The sequence below is a fragment of the Mycobacterium sp. IS-1264 genome (assembly GCF_001954195.1).
GTDB lineage: Bacteria > Actinomycetota > Actinomycetes > Mycobacteriales > Mycobacteriaceae > Mycobacterium.
Genome location: NZ_MBES01000086.1, coordinates 77,150 through 92,683, shown reverse-complemented (window position 1 = coordinate 92,683; position 15,534 = coordinate 77,150). Strand labels below are relative to the sequence as shown.

14 protein-coding genes and 1 tRNA gene are annotated in these 15,534 nt (G+C 64.9%); 3 read left to right on the top strand and 12 right to left on the bottom strand.

The genetic code is table 11. The features are described from left to right. From A5744_RS23080 to A5744_RS23035, 10 genes are read right to left on the bottom strand one after another with little or no spacing between them, the layout of a single operon-like run. Positions 1–579: a hypothetical protein gene (locus tag A5744_RS23080; protein ID WP_076064696.1), complete on the bottom strand. Its 579-nt coding sequence runs from the start codon at positions 577–579 to the stop codon at positions 1–3. Beyond that, positions 576–1,139 (bottom strand): Mce protein, encoded by a 564-nt coding sequence (locus tag A5744_RS23075; protein WP_076064695.1) that lies wholly within the window; start codon positions 1,137–1,139, stop codon positions 576–578. The genes A5744_RS23080 and A5744_RS23075 overlap by 4 nt, the downstream gene beginning before the upstream one ends. 15 nt (positions 1,140–1,154) lie before the next feature. Continuing rightward, positions 1,155–2,624: an MlaD family protein gene (locus A5744_RS23070; protein ID WP_076064694.1), complete on the bottom strand. Its 1,470-nt coding sequence runs from the start codon at positions 2,622–2,624 to the stop codon at positions 1,155–1,157. Continuing rightward, the gene (locus A5744_RS23065) at positions 2,624–3,745 is read right to left on the bottom strand and encodes a virulence factor Mce family protein (protein ID WP_076064693.1); all 1,122 of its coding nucleotides are present in this window, start codon (positions 3,743–3,745) and stop codon (positions 2,624–2,626) included. The genes A5744_RS23070 and A5744_RS23065 overlap by 1 nt, the downstream gene beginning before the upstream one ends. Further along, positions 3,742–5,091: an MCE family protein gene (locus A5744_RS23060; protein ID WP_076064692.1), complete on the bottom strand. Its 1,350-nt coding sequence runs from the start codon at positions 5,089–5,091 to the stop codon at positions 3,742–3,744. Before A5744_RS23060 ends, A5744_RS23065 begins: the two co-directional genes overlap by 4 nt. Then, positions 5,088–6,263: an MCE family protein gene (locus A5744_RS23055; RefSeq protein ID WP_139331468.1), complete on the bottom strand. Its 1,176-nt coding sequence runs from the start codon at positions 6,261–6,263 to the stop codon at positions 5,088–5,090. The genes A5744_RS23060 and A5744_RS23055 overlap by 4 nt, the downstream gene beginning before the upstream one ends. Then, positions 6,260–7,291, bottom strand: coding sequence for an MCE family protein (locus tag A5744_RS23050; RefSeq protein ID WP_076064691.1), 1,032 nt, complete (start codon positions 7,289–7,291; stop codon positions 6,260–6,262). Before A5744_RS23050 ends, A5744_RS23055 begins: the two co-directional genes overlap by 4 nt. Continuing rightward, a complete protein-coding gene (locus A5744_RS23045) occupies positions 7,288–8,553 on the bottom strand; it encodes an MCE family protein (RefSeq protein ID WP_139331474.1) in 1,266 nt (421 codons plus the stop codon). The genes A5744_RS23050 and A5744_RS23045 overlap by 4 nt, the downstream gene beginning before the upstream one ends. 2 nt (positions 8,554–8,555) lie before the next feature. Beyond that, a complete protein-coding gene (locus A5744_RS23040; RefSeq protein WP_076064689.1) occupies positions 8,556–9,404 on the bottom strand; it encodes an ABC transporter permease in 849 nt (282 codons plus the stop codon). Next, the gene (locus A5744_RS23035; protein WP_076064688.1) at positions 9,401–10,168 is read right to left on the bottom strand and encodes an ABC transporter permease; all 768 of its coding nucleotides are present in this window, start codon (positions 10,166–10,168) and stop codon (positions 9,401–9,403) included. The genes A5744_RS23040 and A5744_RS23035 overlap by 4 nt, the downstream gene beginning before the upstream one ends. A gap of 681 nt (positions 10,169–10,849) precedes the next feature. On the opposite strand from A5744_RS23035, the gene cysK reads away from it, so the two are divergent. Genes cysK through A5744_RS23020 form a run of 3 tightly spaced genes read left to right on the top strand, consistent with a single transcriptional unit; the run spans position 10,850 to position 14,135 of the window. Continuing rightward, positions 10,850–11,782 carry a cysteine synthase A gene (cysK, locus tag A5744_RS23030; protein ID WP_076064687.1) on the top strand — a complete coding sequence of 311 codons (933 nt, stop codon included), beginning with the start codon at positions 10,850–10,852 and terminating at the stop codon, positions 11,780–11,782. Between the two features lie 2 nt (positions 11,783–11,784). Continuing rightward, positions 11,785–12,468, top strand: coding sequence for a serine O-acetyltransferase (gene cysE, locus A5744_RS23025; protein ID WP_076064686.1), 684 nt, complete (start codon positions 11,785–11,787; stop codon positions 12,466–12,468). Positions 12,469–12,488: 20 nt separating this feature from the next. After that, entirely contained in the window at positions 12,489–14,135 is a 1,647-nt protein-coding gene (locus tag A5744_RS23020; RefSeq protein ID WP_076064685.1) for an NAD-dependent malic enzyme, read from the top strand. A gap of 298 nt (positions 14,136–14,433) precedes the next feature. On the opposite strand, the gene A5744_RS23015 is transcribed toward A5744_RS23020, so the two are convergent. Beyond that, positions 14,434–14,742, bottom strand: coding sequence for a hypothetical protein (locus tag A5744_RS23015; protein ID WP_076064684.1), 309 nt, complete (start codon positions 14,740–14,742; stop codon positions 14,434–14,436). A 617-nt stretch (positions 14,743–15,359) separates the two neighbouring features. Next, a tRNA-Asn gene (locus A5744_RS23010) sits at positions 15,360–15,432 on the bottom strand. Between the last annotated feature and the right edge of the window lie 102 nt (positions 15,433–15,534).

Below are 15,534 nucleotides of genomic sequence, written 5' to 3'. Positions count from 1 at the left end.
TCACACCGGATCGAAATGGGAAACCAGCCATCGCCCGTCGACCTTTTCCAGCGTCACCCGAATGACGGGCTGGGTGTCGGTGGGGGCGCCGTTGCCGATGGTCACGGTTTGGTTGACGAACAGCAGGACGACGGCGTGGTTGGCGGTCACCGAAACCGGCGCCGCCGCACTCACTTTGGCGGTCGCCGAGATGTGCTTTTCCTTCGCGCCCGGGATGACGACCTCCCGGGTCAGCGTGGTGTAAGCGTCCTTGAACTCGCCGGTCAGCCGTTCGCGCGCCGCCCCGAGCTCCTTGTCGGCTGAGTCAGCCTTGTACGACAACAGAGCGGCCGCGTCTTCGCTTGCGACCCGCGCCGATTCGGTGCGGGCCAGCGCAACGGCGTCGGCCGACCCGTCCACCCACTTGAAGTAGCCCGCCGCCAGCGCAACCAGCAATGCCAGCCCGGGGAACACACCGTAGGTGAGCACTCGCGTCCACGCGATCGGACGCCTGGCGTCGGGCTCCTCACCGGATACCTCGTCGATCTCTGGTTCGTCGGCGTCGACTGTGTCTTCGATCTTGTCGCTCAGAGTCGTCATGGCACGAACACCACGTTGGACACCTTGGCGCCGTCGCCGACCGCCTGGACCTCGATTCGCATGCGCCATTCCCGCGGGGCCTCCTCGCCCCCGGCGGTCCGTGACTTCACCGCGACGGCCACCAGAACTCGGGCCGAGTCGCCTCGCTGGGATTCCAGCCCGGCATCGGTAACCGTGCCTTCGGATTTCGACTGCGCCGCCTTGACGACCTCGATAAAAGGCTTGGAGCGCTGCGCGAAGTCGTCGCGGAACGCTCCGGTGGCCAAATCGAGGATCCGCTGTACGTCGGCGTCGACCTCGGTGTAGTTGATCGACGTGAGGTTCACCGCGCCCTGGCGAGCGATCTGGACGAACAGATCGCGCTGGGCCTGGGCCTCATGCTTTTCGTAGGCGCGGTATCCGAGCCAGCCGGCCAATCCGGTCAGCGTCGCCAGGATTGCCGCGCTGGCCACCAACACCGATGCGGCGCCCGAGAGCCGCCGCCCGGTGACCCGGTGTCGCCAACGGGCAAGCCGCGCTTCGGATTGTGTTTCGTCGGTGGTTTCAGGTTCGTCGGCCATCTTGCTCCTTCATTCTCACGGTGGCGGCACCAGCAGCGACTGCCAGTTCTTGGCACGCGGGTGCGCCAGGTCGGATTCGGTGTAGCGGTGTCCGTCGGGGCCCACGTAGTCGCCGGTCGCCGGGTCATACGTTGCGACGGCAAGTGGCGGGGCCGACGGCGCGGTGCCGCGCGGCGGTGGCAACCGCGGGTCCTGGCCCGGCGGATACTGCGGTACGCCCTGGCCCGTCGTCGTGGCGTTCGGGTCGCCCTTCCAGTTGTAGCCATCGTTGAGCGGCACATACTCCTCGTCGCTCTCACAGAGTTCAACCGTCGGGGCGCGCTTCCATGGCTTGGCCTCACACGGAATGTTCCGTACCCCACGGACATTGAGCTCCGAGTCCTGCGGCAGGCGGCAATACAGGTCCGCCGCCGGACGGTCCGGGGCGTCGACGCTGGCCGGTGAGCGGCGCTGGGTCGGCGGCAGATACCCGGTGGTGCAGGGCGGCGGCAGGTTCATGTTGAGATTGAAGTCCAACTGGGCGCCCCGGTACTCCTGTTTGGTGTTGGAGCTCGGCACGACGATCGCCGCCATCGCCGCGATGCCCTGCGGCAACAGCACCAGGAGTTGTTCGATGTCGTGGCGGTAGACGACCGCGATGTCACCGAGGCTCGCGAGGTTGGCGAACAACACCGGAATCGCCGGCGCAACGCGGTCGAGCAGCGCGCGACCCTCCTCTACCCCAGAACTGCCCTGTGTCAGCAGATCTCGCACCGCAGCGTCCTGCGCCTTGAATTGCGCCATGATGGCGGCGGTGCGATCGGCCCACCTGGCGATGGCACCCGACGTCTGGACCTGAGAGTTGAGCACCGGCGGCGATTGGTCGATCAGGGTGGCGAGCGGGTCGACAGTTCGGCCTCCCGCAATGGCCAGCGCGGTCGACCCGTCGACGATCCGCGACAGCTCGGGCCCCAGCCCGGCGACGGCGCGGTTGCTCTCGTCGATCACGGTGCGCAGATTGTCGCGCGGAATCGCCTGCAGCGCACGGTTGGTCAGGTCCAGCAGGTGACCGATGTCGACGGGCACGTCGACCCGGCCGGCTGGAATCACGTCGCCGGCACGCAGCGACCGGGAATGGTCGCCATCCTTGCCGGGCTGCGGGGTCAGTTCGATGTATTGCTCACCGATCGCGGAGCGGCTGTGCACCGACGCCTGGACGTCGGATGGCACCTTGACCCCGGATCGCATGGCGAGCACCGCGCGCACCCCGGTGGCGGTGACGTCGACCGACTTGACCTGACCCACGTCGGTACCCCGGTAGGTGACAACAGACGTCTCATACAGCCCGCCCGACTGCGGCAGGTCGACCGTGACGGTGTATTCCCCGATCCCGAACACCGTCGCGGGCAACTTCATGAAGTTGAATGCCATTGCGCCACAGGACAACACCGTCACCAGCGACAGGGCCGCCAACTGGATCCAGGTCCTGCGATTGAGGCGCAGCATCAGTATCCCCCGTTGTGGTAGGGATAGGTCAGCGGGTTTCCGGCGGTGGCCGGGCTCGGCTGCATGCCGATCGTGCGTCCCCACTGCAGTTCGAGTCGGGTGAGATTGCCTTCCCATCGTGAGCCGGTGAAAAGCCCTTGGTCGATGCGGCTCAAGGTCAAATCGACGACCAGGGTGAGATTCGCGTAGTCACCGCGGAACCAATTGCGCACGGTGGACGCGGGCCAGGGGTAGGCCGCCAACCCGTCCAGGCCCCTGGTGAGCGCCGGGCCGGCGTCGGCGAGCGAGCGCAGCACCGGCGCGATATTGCGCAGGTTGTTCACCAGGGATTCCCGGCTTTGGTGGATGGTGTCGGCCGCCAGCGCGCTGAACTTGCCCAGCTGATCGATCGCGTCGGCGATCTTGGTGCGCTCGTCGGCCAGCACCGCAAGGGCTTTGGGCACCGTCGTCAACGCCTTGTCGACGACCGGATCCTTGTCGGCCACCTGACCCGCCAGCGAGTTCAGGTTCTCGGCGGCGGCGATGATGTCGTCGGTCTGATCGTTGGTGCGCGCGATGAACTCGTCCAACTGGCCCAGCAGGCTGCGCATGTCGTTTTCCCGGCCGGCGAACGCCTTGGCGATCGCCTGGTTGATCTCCTGCAACTGCGCAATTCCCCCGCCGTTGAGCAGGATTGACACCGAGGCCAGCGTCTGTTCGGTGCTCGGATACAGGCTCGCGCGTGCCAGCGGGATGACCGATCCGTTGGTGAGCTGACCTGCCGGTGGCTCGTCCTTGGGCGGTGCGAGCTCGATATGCATCGACCCGAGCAGGCTGGTCTGCCCGAGTTTGGCGGTCGAATTGGCGGGCAGTCGGACGTCGCCGTTGATGCGCATGGTGACCAACGCGTGCCAGTCCTGCAGCTCGATCTTGGTGACGTTGCCGACGTTGACGTCGTCGACGCGGACGCGGGTGTTCTCCTGAATGGTGACCACATCCGGCATCTGCGCCTGGATCGTGTAGGAGCCCGGGCCACCGCCGGCGGTGCCGGGCAGGGTGAACGAGTTCAAGCCTCGCCATCCGCAACCCGCAAGCGCGGCAACGCATATCGCTCCGAGCACCGTGGCTATCGCGCGTCTCATGATGGCCCCGTCGGAAGCATCAGGTTCTGCAGCACCTGCGTCGAGCTGATCGTGCCGTTCGGTGGTGGAAGCGGCGCCTCGGGCGGGGGCGGTGCGTCGGGCGGTGCGGGCGCGTCGGGCGGTGCGGGCGCCTCGGGCGGCGCGGGCGGCGGGGGGGCCGCGGGGGGCGTGTAGCCGGGCCGCAGCCAGTCCTCGCTGTAGGTGATCTCGTTGGGACGGGCTTGCGTTCCCACGAACGGGTTGAGCCCCGCCGGGATGTAGTTGTAGATACGGTTCTTGATGACCGGCTCGACGTACTGCATGCACAGCTTTGACACCCGGGTCAGCCGCGCGCGTGACGCCGCCTCGATCGAGCTGCAGATCCACTGCGGGATGTCGGCGAAGTTGTTCAGCGCGATGATGCCGGTCATCGCGCTCTGCGCCGGCTGGTAGATGTTGAGGAAGTTCTGGAAAACCGTTGGGGCGATGTGCAGGATCTGCTTGATGTCGCCGCGGCTGTCGTTCAGCGCGGTGGTGATGGAACCCATCCGGTCGAACGTGACGCCCATTGTTTCCCGGTTTTCGGCGAGGAAGTCGCGCACATCGCCCAGGGCCTGGTCGAGTCCCTTCACCGCGTTGGCGACCTCGTTGGGTGTGTTCGACAGCACCGTCGTCACGCCGGCGAGGTTCTGGTTGAAAGAGGCCAGCAGGTCGCTGCTGGAGTACAGCGCCGACACCAGCAGCTGCAGATTGTGCACGGTGCTGAAGATGTCGTCGGCGTGATCGCCGAGCGCCGAAATCGCTTCGGAGAGCTTGAGTACGGTGTTGCGGGCGGTGTCCCCCTCGCCGCGCAGGTTGTCGGCGGCGGAGTTGATGAATTCGCCGACCGAGTTCACGCCGCCCGGGGCCGTCGGCTGCAGCGCGTCGGTCAGTTTTTCCAGTTGCTTGCGGAAGTCGTCCCATTCGACCGGTACCGCTGTGCGGTTGAGCGGGATCGACGCGCCGGGGCTCAGTTTGGGCCCGCCGGAGTACGCCGGGACGAGTTGGATCGCCCGCGAGGTCACCAGGGACGGCGACAGGATCGCGGCGCGAGCGTCGGCGGGGACCGCATACTGCTTGTCGACCGAGAACGTCACCTTGGAGCTGGTGGGCTGGGGCTCGATCTTGTCCACCACACCGACGGCGACGCCGAGGATGCGGATCTCGTCGCCCACGAACAGGCCGTTGGTCTCGGCGAAATACGCCGAGTACGTGTTCTTTTCGACGGTGCGCAAAAGCTTCACGCCGACGATCACCGAAGAAATCGTCAGCGTGGCCGCAAGGCTGACGGCGGCCAGGATCTGCAGGGTGCGACGGTTCATGTTCACGGCCCGTCGGGCTGGTGGGCTGGCGGGGGGACGATCCGGACCGGCGGCGTCGACGGCGGGGGTGACGGCGGCTGGGACCACAACGGGACCGGCGCGTTCTCCGGCGGCACGGGCGGAGTGCCGGTCGGCGGGTCGACGGACTCCGACGGCAGCTTCTGGTTCGGGTCCAAAAGCCGGTCGTACATGTCGGCGTCGAGGACGGGGCCGCCGAGCTGGCCGGGAATCAGGTTGGCCACATAGGCCTTGAAAAATGGGCCGGAACCCAGGCATTCGCCAAACGACATCGCGTACCGCTTGAACTTGGGCAGGGTGCGTTGCAGGTCTTCTTTGCGGTTGTCGAGGACCTCGAGCACCCCGTTGAGCTTGTCGAGTGCGGGCTTGAGTTGAGTCCTGTTGTCGTTGACCAGCCCCGAGATCTGGTGTGACACCGCGGTGAGGTTGTTCATCAAGGCGTCGAGTGAATCCCGTTCGTCAAGTAGCGCCGCCAGCAGGGCGTTGGAGTTGGCGACCAGGGAGGCGATCTGTTGGCTGCGCTTGCCCAGTACCGCCGATACCTTGTTGGCATTCCCTAGCAGGCTGCGCAGCTGCGCGTCGCGGCTATTGAGGGTCTCCGAGAACCGGGCCACCCCCTGCAGCGCGGGTTTGAGATCCGGCGGCGTTTCCTTGAAGGTGTTCGCCAATGTCGTTAGCGCGGACGATAATTGGGCGGTGTCCAGGCCGCTGATGGTGGTCGTCAGGTCGCCCAGCGCGTCGGGAAGGTCGTACGGCGAGCGGGTGCGTTCCAGCGGGATGGGTCCCGTCAGGCTCCCGTTGCCGCGCGACGTGAGCTCGAGCATCTTGCTGCCCAGAATGGTCTCGGTCTTGATCGCCGCTTCCGTGCGGTCGCCGAGCTGAATGTCCTTGCGGACGGTGAAGCCGACCCGGACCTTGGTGCCGTCCAGGCGGATCTCCGAGACCCTCCCGACCCCCATTCCCGAAACCCGAACCGTGCTACCGGTTTTGATGCCGCCGGCCTCGGAGAAGTAGGCCGAGTAGTCATTCGTGTTCTTGATGAAGGGCAACTTGTTGTATTCGAACGCGGCGATCACCACGCACGTCACGATCACCGTGCCGACAAGGCCGACCAGGACAGGGTTGCGCTCGCTGAGCGGTTTGATGTTGATTCGCTTCATCGCGGCGTGCACCGCCCGCTCGGCTGGCCGATCAGTTTGACGAAGATCGGGTTGCCGCCTTTGCCGTTGAGCTTGAGCAACACTTCGCAGAAGTAGAAGCCGAAGTAGTCGCCGTTGAGGCCCTGGCGGGCCAGGACCTGATAGATGTCAGGCAGCTCCTTCAGCAGGTTGTCGAAATACTCGCGGTCGGAGAGGATCTGGTTGGACATCCGGTCGGTCTCGCGCACCACGTCCTTGATCGGTTGGCGCGATTGCACCAGCAGGTCGGCGACCGATCCGGCGGCCGCGTTGATGTACGCCAGACCGGTGGAGATGTCGGTCTTGCGCTGCGCCAGGCCGTCAACGAGCGCCGACAACTTGTCCAGGCCGTCGGAGAACTCGTGGTCGCGCGTGGCGAAGGTGTGCAGCACGGTGTTCAAGTTGGTGATCAGCTCGCCGATCAGTTCGCTGCGCCCGGACAGCGTCGAGGTCAGCATCGAGGTCTGCGCCAGCACCGACGCGAGGGTGCCGCCCTGACCCTGGAATATGCGCAGCAGCTCACCGGACAGCGCGTTCACCTGATCGGGATCCAGCGCGCGGAACAACGGCCGGAAGCCGCCGATCAGCGCATCGATGTCCAGTGCCGGCGACGTTCGCGCCAACGGAATCGTCGCGCCCGGTGCCAACCGGCGTGGCGGGCCGGCACCCTCTTCGAGGGCGAGATACCGGTCGCCGATCAGGTTTTCGTACCGCACAACGGCTTTGGTGCCCTCCGTGAGCCGCACTCCTCTGTCGACCGCGAAGCCGACGGTCACCGTGCCGTCGTGATGCAGTGTGAGGTCGCCGACCTTGCCGACTTCGACCCCGGCGATGCGGACGAAATTGCCGGACTTCAGGCCGGAGATGTTGGTGAAGACCGCTTGATAGCCGGTGCGGTCCTCGAAACGCAACTGCCCGAACACCGCGATCAGCGCGAAGGTGAATACCAGGCAGATCACCGTGAACAGCGCCACCCGGGCGATCACGGCGGACATCTTTCGTCTTCTCATGGCGGCGGCTGTCCCCCTCGCCAGAAGTAGCGCGGCGCCTCGGGCGGGTTCTTGGTGGTCGGGAAGTAGTTGGCCCACCATGGATTACCGGCGGCCACGTTAGTGCGGATCTCGTTCGGCGCGGCGCCCCAGCCGGTGTCGGTGACCAGCGCTCGCACCGGGAAGTTCGCACTCGGATCGGGCAGCGAACCGCAGCTCGGCCTGCCCCCGGGACCGCCCGTCGCGTTGACCTTCGGTAGATGCTTCGGGTATCGGTACGGGTCGTCACCGAAAAGCAGGGCCGCGTCCAGGATTACCGAATAGCCATTGCCGCCCAACGCGTCTCGGCCGCCGTGGTCGACGTACCATTGTGCGCCCTGGAACAAGCAGGTGTAGGTCGGCGAATATTTGTTGAGCAGCGCCGTGGTCGGGTCGAGCAGGTTGACCGAACGCACAATGTTGGATTCGTTGTTGCCGAGCACATTGATGCCGGCCTGACTGAAGCCCACCGCCGACAACAGCAGCGTGTCCAGCGACCGCTGGTTTTCGGTAAGGGTGGTGCTCGAGGTCGACGCCGAGTCGAGGATTGACAGGATATCCTGTGCCGCATCGGAATAGGCGGTCGACGTCTTGCCGAACAGCCGCCAGTCCCGCTGGATCGTTCCCATCCTGGGGTTGACGGCGAGCAGCAGGTTGTTCGCGTCGGTGATCGCCTGCCCGATCCGGTCGCCCTTGCCGCGCACCGACTGCGCAAAGGCCGACAAGATCGCGTTGAGTTTCGCCGGGTCAAGCGCCTGGACCACGGACTGCAGGTTTTCGAACACCGTGTTGACTTCCACGGTGACATTGCGTGAGTGCAGCACCGCGCCGGGCTGCAGCGCCGCAGCGCTGGGGTGCTCGGGCACGATCAGATCGACATACTTCGACCCGAACGCCGTGGTCGATTTGATTTCCGCCTCGATGTTGCTCGGCAGGTATTTGAAGGGGCCGGGGTCCATTTTCAGACGCAGCTGAGCCGCTTTCACGTCGGTGCCGATCGATGCGACCTGGCCGACCTGTACACCGCGCAGCTTCACCTTCGCCCCGGGCTCCATGACAAGTCCCGCCCGGTCCGACTCCAGCGTGAGCGGGATGGATGGGCGGAACGTGCCCGAGAACGAGGCGGCCGTGAGCACAATCAAACCCGCCACCAGAAGAAACAACGTTGGCGCCCACCAAATCGGGTCGATCTTGCCCCGGCGGGTGCGGTTGCCCTTGCTATGCCTGCTGCGGTCGGTACTCATCGTCATCCCGACAGGTTGAAGTTGCCGGATTGCCCGTAGATGGACAGCGAAATCATCAGGCACACAAAGGCGGTGACGATCATCGACGACCGCACAGACCGACCGACCGCCTCCCCCACCCCGGCGGGGCCTCCCGTCGCCGTGAAGCCGTAATAGGTGTGCACAACCATCACGCCCGCCGCCATGGTCAGCGCCGCCAAAAACGACCAAAACAGGTCGGTGGGACGCAGGAACGTGGAGAAGTAGTGCTCGTACACGCCGCGCGATTGGCCGTAGATGTAAATCGTGCCGAACTTGGCCGCGAAGAACGACATCAGCACCGCAACCGCGTACAGGGGGATGACGACGAGGATGCCGGCGATGATCCGGGTGGACGCCAGATAGGTGATCGAGCGGATCCCCATCACTTCGAGCGCATCGATCTCCTCGTTGATGCGCATCGCGCCCAGCTGCGCTGTGGTGCCGGCGCCGATGGTGGCGGCCAGCGCCACCCCGGCCGTGCACGGTGCGATCATCCGGACGTTGAAGAACGCCGACAGGAATCCGGTCAGCGCCTCGACTCCGATGTTGGACAGGGTGTCGTAGCCCTGTACGGCGACGAGGGCGCCGGTGGTCAGCGTGAGGAAGCCGATGATGCCGACGGTGCCGCCGATCACCGCGAGAGCGCCTGTGCCCATACCCATGTCGGCGATCAGCCGCAGCAGCTCCCCCGGGTAACGCCGTACCGCGTCACCGGTGGAGGCTAAGGATTGGCCATAGAACGCCGTCTGTTCACCCAGCCTCCGGGTGGCGGCGACCAGCCGGGGCCCGAGGTTGGCGACCCACGTCGGTTCGCCCGCGACGTCACTCATTTCGCGGTCACCTTTACCCCGAGCGCGGTGACCACGATGTTGATGAAGAACAGCGCCATGAACGAGAACACCACGGTCTCGTTCACCGCGTTCCCTACGCCAGAGGGGCCCCCGCCCGCCGACAGGCCCTTGTAGCAAGCGATTAGGCCGGCGGACAACCCGAACAACGTCGCCTTGATGAGCGATATCACCACCTGCGGCAGCCCGGTGACCAGTGTCATGCCGGCGATGAAGGCGCCCGGCGTGACGTGCTGAACGAAGACCACGAAGATGTAGCTGCCAGTCAAGCCCGTGACCGCGACCACCGAGTACAGCAATAACGCCACGAAGGTCGCGGCGAGGATGCGCGGAACCACCAGGGCCTGAACAGGATTGACGCCGATCACCTTCATTGCGTCGATTTCCTCGCGGATGGTGCGCGCGCCCAGATCGGCGCACATCGCCGTCGAGCCCGCGCCGGCAACGGCCATCGCGGTGACGACCGGCCCAACCTGAGTTACCGACGCGAGCGCCGCGCCGGCACCCGAAAGATCGCCGGCTCCAATCTCCACGAGCAGGATGTTCAGGACGAATACGATGAGCACCGTGTAGGGGATCGACAGCATGATCGTCGGAAAGATCGAGACCCGGGCGACAAACCAGATCTGTTCGAGGAGTTCACGCCACGCCCAGGGACCACGCACCACCGCAATCAGGGATTCGATACTGAGCACGAAGAACTGACCCAGCGCGTTCATGGGCCGTGCCACGGCGGTGGCGTTCATCCGTCCCCCAGTTTCGTAATAAGTTTCACCCGCTCGTAATCAGTTGCGCGGTAACGGGTAAGCGTTGTTTACATGCGGACGGCGTCGTCTGTTGCACGCATAGAACATTGCAGCAACTTACGGGCAAAGAGATGCCCGGCGTGAGGGTTGCAATCAATCAGAAGAAATCTGGTCAATGCGGCGAACGTGCGCCGCCGCGTTCAGATGGGGGCCGGTGCGAGACTGGGCGGGGCGCGGGCGACCACAGCAAGGCCGTGCGGATTTCTTTCCGCCATGTCGGAACCTACTCGCGCATCTGCGACCGCCGACCGTTCGGCAGTCGCTGTCAAAGCTCACAGTTCGGAGAAGTCAGCCCGAAAGCAAGTGTTCGATTCAGGGTGAACGCAATTGCGCCGCCCACGAAGGGATGCAGGCGGTGCCGGCCCGGCCGCCGGCAGCCGGAATCCAGACCCAATCGCGCGACCTCTACAATTGCCTACTCAGTGGGTGAGCAAAGTCTTTCGGGACATCGACGAACCCAAAACAACCGAAGCAACCGCCGAATCCGAACTCATAGGACGATTTCAGGTGCCAATCCCATTGACGCTCGGCGTCACTGAAGGACTACGTCCGGCACCGGGCGCACCGTCAACTGGCAGATCCGATCAGTCCCGCACCACCGTCGCCTAAGGAAGAAGTTTCATGAGCATCGCCGAGGATGTCACACAGCTGATCGGAAACACGCCGCTGGTGCGGCTGCGCCGGGTCACCGAGGGCGCCGTCGCCGACGTCGTCGCCAAGCTGGAATCCTTCAACCCGGCAAACAGTGTGAAGGACCGAATCGGCGTTGCCATGCTGGACGCGGCCGAAGAGGCCGGCCTGATCAAGCCCGACACGATCATCCTCGAGCCGACGAGCGGTAACACCGGCATCGCGCTGGCAATGGTGTGCGCTGCCCGCGGATACCGATGCGTACTGACCATGCCCGAGACGATGAGCATCGAGCGGCGGATGCTGCTGCGCGCCTACGGCGCCGAACTCGTCCTGACCCCCGGGCCGGATGGCATGCCGGGCGCCATCGCCAAGGCCGAGGAGCTGGCCAAGACCGACCAGCGCTATTTCGTGCCCCAGCAGTTCGAGAACCTGGCCAACCCGGCGATACACCGCGCGACAACCGCCGAGGAGGTATGGCGCGACACCGACGGCAAGGTCGACATCTTCGTGGCCGGGATCGGCACCGGCGGGACCATCACCGGCGTCGCCCAGGTCATCAAGGAACGCAAGCCGTCGGCGCAATTCGTCGCCGTCGAACCGGCCGCGTCGCCGGTGCTGTCCGGCGGACAGAAGGGACCCCACCCGATCCAGGGCATCGGCGCCGGATTCGTCCCGGCGGTCCTCGATATGGATCTGGTCGACGAGGTCATCACGGTCGGCAACGATGACTCGCTGAACCTGGCCCGGCGGCTGGCCGCCGAAGAGGGACTGCTGGTCGGCATCTCCTCGGGGGCGGCCGCCGTAGCGGCCCTGCAGGTGGCGCGCCGGCCCGAGAACGCCGGCAAGCTGGTCGTCGTCGTGCTCCCCGACTTCGGCGAGCGCTACCTGAGCACGCCCCTGTTCGCCGACGTGGCGGACTAGCCATGTTCGCAGCGATGCGGCGAGATATACGGGCGGCAAAGGAGCGCGATCCCGCCCGGCCCACGACGCTGCAGGTCGTTTTCGCCTACCCGGGCGTGCACGCGATCTGGGGTCACCGGATCAGCCACTGGCTGTGGAACCGCGGCGCGAGATTGGCCGCGCGGACGTTCGCCGAGCTCACCCGCATTTTCACCGGAGTCGACATCCACCCCGCCGCGACCCTCGGCCCCGGCCTGTTCATCGACCACGCGACCGGCGTGGTGATCGGGGAAACCGCAGAGGTGGGCGAGGACGTCCACATGTACCACGGCGTCACCCTCGGCGGCAGCGGGGCGGATACCGGGAAACGTCATCCCACCGTCGGCGACCGCGTGACCATCGGCGCGGGCGCCAAGATCCTCGGCGCGATCAAAATCGGCGACGACAGCCGGATCGGGGCCAACGCCGTGGTGGTCAAGCCGGTGCCGTCGAGTTCGGTGGTCGTCGGGGTCCCCGGGCAGGTCATCAGCCGCGCCGGCCGGGGCACGCCGGACGACTCGATGATGCCCGACCTCGTCGGCGTCAGCCTGCAATCCCTGCTCACCAGGGTGGCCAAACTGGAGGCTTCAGGCGAGGGCCCGCAGAACGGCCGAGTGATCCGGCCACCCGAGGCCGGGGTGTGGCACGGCGAGGACTTCTCCATCTGACACCAGGCCTGGAGGTTGTGATGAGCGATCCCTGCACGCCGCGCATCCCGCCAGCGTTGGCCGCGCCGAGCCTCAATCGCGGGGTGGGCTTCACCCACGAGCAGCGGCGACGCTTGGGCCTCACCGGGCGGCTTCCATCGGCCGTGCTCACGCTCGATCAACAAGCCGATCGCGTGTGGCGTCAATTGCAAAGCCTCGCAACTGATCTGGGGCGCAATCTGCTCCTCGAGCAGCTGCACTACCGTCACGAACTGCTGTACTACAAGGTGCTCGAAGACCATCTGACCGAGCTGATGCCGGTGGTCTACACGCCCACCGTCGGCGAGGCCATTCAACGATTCTCCGACGAATATCGTGGGCAGCGCGGGCTTTTTCTGACCATCGACGAGCCCGACGAGATCGGCGAGGCCTTCGAGACTTTCGGATTGCAACCCGACGATGTCGACCTGATCGTCTGTACCGACGCCGAAGCCATTTTGGGTATCGGTGACTGGGGTGTGGGCGGAATCCAAATCGCCGTCGGCAAATTGGCGCTCTACACCGCCGGCGGGGGCGTCGATCCCCGTCGTTGCATCGCGGTGTCGCTCGACGTCGGCACGGATAACGAACAGCTATTACAAGACCCGTTCTATTTGGGCAACCGGCACGCGCGGCGCCGCGGCGAGGAGTACGACGAGTTCATCAGGCGCTACATCGAGACCGCCCACGAGATGTTTCCGCATGCCATCCTGCATTTCGAGGACTTCGGACCGCTCAACGCCCGGAAGATCCTGCAGACCTACGGCGACGACTATTGCGTGTTCAACGACGACGTCCAGGGCACCGGGGCGGTGGTCGTGGCCGCCGTGTACGGCGGCTGCCACATCACCGGCGTTCCGCTGCGCGACCAGAAAGCGATCGTCTTCGGGGCCGGGACCGCCGGCATCGGTGTCGCCGATCAGATCCGGGATGCGATGGTTGCCGATGGCGCCACCGACGAACAGGCCAGGTCCCAGATCTGGCCGATCGACAAGCAGGGCCTGCTCTTCGACGACATGGACGACTTGCGCGCTTTCCAGGTGCCCTACGCCAAGAACCGCCAGCAGCTCGGTGTGGCCGCCGGGGCACGGGTGGGATTGGTGGACGCGATCAGGCTGGCGTCACCCACCGTTCTGTTGGGTTCGTCGACCGTGTTCGGCGCGTTCAACCAGGAGGTCGTCGAGGCGATGACCGCGTCCTGCGAACGGCCGATGATCTTTCCGCTGTCCAACCCGACCTCGCACATGGAGGCCATGCCGGCCGATGTGCTGCAGTGGTCCAAGGGCAGGGCACTGATCACGACCGGCACCCCGGTCGCCCCAGTCGAGTACGACGGCACCACCTACACCATTGGCCAGGCCAACAACGTGCTGGTATTCCCCGGAATCGGCCTGGGGATCATCGTCGCCCGAGCGCGGCTGTTCACCCCGGGCATGTTGCAGGCGGCGGCGAAAGCCATTGTGCGGCAAGCCAGTCCGGCGAACCCTGGCGATTCGCTGTTGCCGGATGTGCAGAACCTGCGTGCCATCTCGGCGGCGGTCGCGGAGGCCGTCTACCGCGCCGCCGTCGAAGACGGAGTGGCGACCCGGGAGCACGACGATGTTCGACAGGCCGTGCACGACGCGATGTGGCGGCCGGTCTACGACTAGCCCGGGTTTAGGGCGTCGAGTGTGAATCCTCGGCTTTCAGTGTGAATCCTGGGCTTTCAGTGTGAGGTGGTGGCGGGATTCAGGCGATTTTCCCGCCCTGAACGCACACGCAAAGCCCAGGATTCACACTCGACATTAGGTAGCCCATGCGCCCTCCTGAAATATGTTGTGGTCGCGGCACATTCGAGATCGCGCGGACGCTATGCCGATCACAGTTTGTCAGATCCCAGCGAATCGGACCGGCCCCAACGGGGCCGGTCCGATCAAATGTGAGGTTCGATTACTCACAACGTGCGCGTTACACCTCGATCGTCTGGCTGACGTACGTCTCCCAGGTTGCGATCTGGCCAGCCTCGATCAAGGCGGCCTGCATCTCAGGATCGCCCATCAACTCCTGCTGGATCTGGCCGTACCGCGCCCAGTCCTCGGCGGTGGACAGCAGGGCGATGGTGTTGGTCGCCGGACCCCCGACCATGGTCGCCATCACGGTGACGTTCTCGGCGCCGTGCTTGCGGGCTAGGTCAATTGTCTTCTTGAGTTGCTTCTGCACCTCGTCCCACTGGACGCCCGGATTTGGGTGGATTGTTACGAACGAGACGATGGTCATGGTGGTGCCTCCTCAACCGTTGTGGCTGTTTGCCACAGGGCAAGCCAACACCCGAATGCCGCCGAAAGCTAGTGCCAAATTCGCCGAACACCAACCGGTGGCCCTCCGTCGCTGTGCGACGCAACCGGGCAGACCGTCAGCGGTCTACGCGGTCAATTCATTCTCTTTGCATTGAATGCAGTACTCGTCGTTCTGCCTGCGTGTTTCGTGTATCTCGTTGCATTCAGGGCACTGCTGAATGTATTTATGGTTCGGATTGCAATCGGGAGCCATTAATTTTTGTTTCTGTATGAATTTGTTTGCTGAGCTTCTATTCTTGTTAGACAACATTCTAATAGTTTTCCGTGGTGAGTCTTCAATTAGGGTTTGCTCGGGCTGAACATCGGCGATCTGCGCTGACTAGCAATAGCAGTTCCCCGCATTCGGTCGTTCAATCACTTTCCCATAGCGTTTCCGCCGCCCCGCGGATCTGCCCTCCGCATGTCGGGACGGCGTTGGCGTCAGGTCCCCGAGTTACTGGACCGCGCCGTTGCGGTAATTGATCAGTCCGCGGCCATTCCCAGTGAACAAGCCGCGAGTGGCGGTTCGAGGGCCGTCTGAGAATGTGCCCTGTCCTGCTCCCCCGCCTGGACTCGAACCAGGAACCCTTCGGTTAACAGCCGAACGCTCTGCCAATTGAGCTACAGGGGATTAACCCGTCCGCGCGGATCTGCGCAGATCGCGGGACGACTCTAGCGTACTGGCCCCGCCGCACCCAACTAGAAGGACGGCGCAGGCGGGGGATCAACCGCG

What these genes read in the sequence shown, in the direction of transcription:
- A5744_RS23080 (WP_076064696.1), bottom strand. Translation starts at nt 579, where the DNA reads ATGACGACTCTGAGCGACAAGATCGAAGACACAGTCGACGCCGACGAA.
- A5744_RS23075 (WP_076064695.1), bottom strand. Translation starts at nt 1,139, where the DNA reads ATGGCCGACGAACCTGAAACCACCGACGAAACACAATCCGAAGCGCGG.
- A5744_RS23070 (WP_076064694.1), bottom strand. Translation starts at nt 2,624, where the DNA reads ATGCTGCGCCTCAATCGCAGGACCTGGATCCAGTTGGCGGCCCTGTCG.
- A5744_RS23065 (WP_076064693.1), bottom strand. Translation starts at nt 3,745, where the DNA reads ATGAGACGCGCGATAGCCACGGTGCTCGGAGCGATATGCGTTGCCGCG.
- A5744_RS23055 (WP_139331468.1), bottom strand. Translation starts at nt 6,263, where the DNA reads ATGAAGCGAATCAACATCAAACCGCTCAGCGAGCGCAACCCTGTCCTG.
- A5744_RS23050 (WP_076064691.1), bottom strand. Translation starts at nt 7,291, where the DNA reads ATGAGAAGACGAAAGATGTCCGCCGTGATCGCCCGGGTGGCGCTGTTC.
- A5744_RS23045 (WP_139331474.1), bottom strand. Translation starts at nt 8,553, where the DNA reads ATGAGTACCGACCGCAGCAGGCATAGCAAGGGCAACCGCACCCGCCGG.
- A5744_RS23040 (WP_076064689.1), bottom strand. Translation starts at nt 9,404, where the DNA reads ATGAGTGACGTCGCGGGCGAACCGACGTGGGTCGCCAACCTCGGGCCC.
- A5744_RS23035 (WP_076064688.1), bottom strand. Translation starts at nt 10,168, where the DNA reads ATGAACGCCACCGCCGTGGCACGGCCCATGAACGCGCTGGGTCAGTTC.
- cysK (WP_076064687.1), top strand. Translation starts at nt 10,850, where the DNA reads ATGAGCATCGCCGAGGATGTCACACAGCTGATCGGAAACACGCCGCTG.
- cysE (WP_076064686.1), top strand. Translation starts at nt 11,785, where the DNA reads ATGTTCGCAGCGATGCGGCGAGATATACGGGCGGCAAAGGAGCGCGAT.
- A5744_RS23020 (WP_076064685.1), top strand. Translation starts at nt 12,489, where the DNA reads ATGAGCGATCCCTGCACGCCGCGCATCCCGCCAGCGTTGGCCGCGCCG.
- A5744_RS23015 (WP_076064684.1), bottom strand. Translation starts at nt 14,742, where the DNA reads ATGACCATCGTCTCGTTCGTAACAATCCACCCAAATCCGGGCGTCCAG.